Here is a 1318-nt window from a genome sequence, read left to right on the forward strand (position 1 = left end):
ATCCGACCGGACGGCTGTGTGATCCGCAGCTTGTCCGGCGTCTGGTTGAAGAAGGCCATATGGTGGTATTGGACGAGGCCTTCATTGATTTTCTCCCCGATGCGGATCGATTAAGTCTAATCCGGTTTGCGTGCGAGACGCCGCGCCTTATCGTCCTCCGGTCGATGACGAAGCTGTACGCGGTTCCCGGAATAAGGCTCGGCTACGCGGCAGGCCATCCGGATATGATTGCCGCGATGCGGGACCTTCAGGTGCCCTGGAGCGTCAATTCGCTTGCGCAGGCAATCGGGGAAGCCGTCCTGGGCGACAGGGCGTTCGTCGAGCGGACGACTGCCTGGCTGCAGGCCGAGCGTCCTTATTTGGCAGGCCGTTTGAGCCGTCTCGGGCTCCGTGTCATCCCCGGCTCCGCCAACTATATCTTATTCGAGCTGCCGGCGGAGACGGGGATGACGGCGGCGGATTTGCAGCGGTCGATGGGGCGGCGCGGCGTGTTGATCCGCGATGCGTCGCACTTCGCCGGTCTTAGTGCGGGCTATTGCCGCGTCGCGGTCAAGCTGCGCGCGGACAACGACCGGCTTGCGGAAACGCTGGAGGCCTGTCTCGGCGGGCCGCAGCCCGGGGAGCCGGTATACATAGATGCGCCTGATACATTCGATCTTCCGCGTCCGGCGCGCACGCTTATGATCCAGGGCACCGCCTCGGATGTTGGCAAAAGCATCCTGACCACGGCTTTATGCCGGATTTTCGCACAGGACGGCCTGCGGACCGCGCCGTTCAAATCGCAGAACATGTCGCTCAATTCCTATGTGACGTGGGACGGCAAAGAAATCGGCGTCGCCCAGGGCATGCAGGCCGATGCTTGCGGGACCCCGGCCGTTACCGACATGAATCCGATTCTGTTGAAGCCGACCGGGCATATGGCCTCGCAGGTCGTCGTGCACGGCGTTCCGCTGCGCGATTACGATGCGCGCTCCTATCGCGAGCAATATTTGAGCGAGGCGGAGCCGATCGTGCAGGAGGCGCTTGCCCGGCTGCGCCAATGCTACGATGTGGTCGTGCTGGAAGGCGCGGGAAGCCCGGCGGAAGTGAACCTGAAGGACCGGGATATCGTCAATATGAGAATGGCCGGATGGGCCGGCGCGCCGGTGCTGCTTGTGGCCGACATCGACCGGGGAGGCGTTTTCGCTTCGATCGTCGGGACGATGGACATTCTGGAGCCGCATGAACGGGAGCGGGTTGCGGGCTTTATCATCAACAAGTTCAGAGGCGACGCAAAGCTGCTCACGCCGGGTATTGAATGGCTCGAGAAGCGGACGGG

1 protein-coding gene is annotated in these 1318 nt (G+C 62.7%); it reads left to right on the forward strand.

The features are described 5' to 3' along the window. On the forward strand, positions 1–1318 hold a 1318-nt coding region (locus BG52_RS15040), incomplete at both ends, for a cobyric acid synthase (protein ID WP_036666667.1).

This window comes from Paenibacillus darwinianus, assembly GCF_000598065.1.
GTDB classification, from domain to species: Bacteria; Bacillota; Bacilli; order Paenibacillales; family Paenibacillaceae; genus Paenibacillus_I; species Paenibacillus_I darwinianus.